At 63.3% G+C, this 798-nt stretch carries 1 protein-coding gene; it reads right to left on the bottom strand.

Annotation, left to right across the window (positions count from 1 at the left end; all coding sequences use genetic code 11):
* The coding region (locus tag WH277_RS05355; RefSeq protein WP_339504845.1) for an AMP-binding protein at positions 1-798 on the bottom strand (798 nt) is incomplete at both ends.

Raw genomic sequence — 798 nt, forward strand, 5'->3', positions numbered from 1 at the left:
ATCCAGCATCAGCCCCTGCGGCTGTGGGATCAGCGCCGAACGCACCCACCAGTTTTTCTGCTCATCCTGGCGGAATGTCACCCCGCTGAACGGCTGCCACGCGGTGTCATCACGCGTGCGGCTTCGGCTGGCGATGGCGCTGGTTTCGGTACTGCCGTAGATCTCTTCGACCGGATACCCGGTCCACTCCGCTACTGACTGCGCATCCCGCCAGCGCAGCGCACCTCCGGCAGAGACCGTCAGGCAGCAATCAGGGGCCGCCAGGGAGAAATCAATATGGCGCAGAAAGGCCGGGCTACTGATAAAGGCATAGCGCCCGGCGGGTTGCGCCACCAGCTGTTCACTGTAGCAGACCTGGTGGCTGTCAAATGGCAGCCCCAGCGCCATCGGCATGACCAGGCGGAAACTCAGCCCGTAGAGATGCTGATGAGTGACCGACGCAATCAGAGTGCAGCCTTGCAGACGTTCGCCCCACAGCGTATACAACCAGCGCGCCTCTTCATCCAGGCTGGCAATGGGTTTACTGACCTGCCGTGGCGTGCCCGTAGAACCGGAGGTAAACAGGATGATGGCGGCGTCAGGGGCCATCGGCGGCAACGCGGTGTCAGTCGCCCTGCCCGCCTCTTCGACCTGCCAGACCGGGCAGTCGAGGGGAAATGCCCGATCGCTCAGCACGCCGTCGAATTCCGCACTCTGCTCCGCCAGCAGTGAGGGCCGGCAGTGGCCGGGGATCAGCGGTGTTTTTCCCGCATGCAGCGCGGCCAGTAACGCCACGCTAAACAGGTAGCAGTCTTCAAA

Origin of the sequence: Erwinia sp. MYb416 (assembly GCF_037479575.1) — a bacterium.
In the GTDB taxonomy this organism is placed as follows: domain Bacteria; phylum Pseudomonadota; class Gammaproteobacteria; order Enterobacterales; family Enterobacteriaceae; genus Erwinia; species Erwinia rhapontici.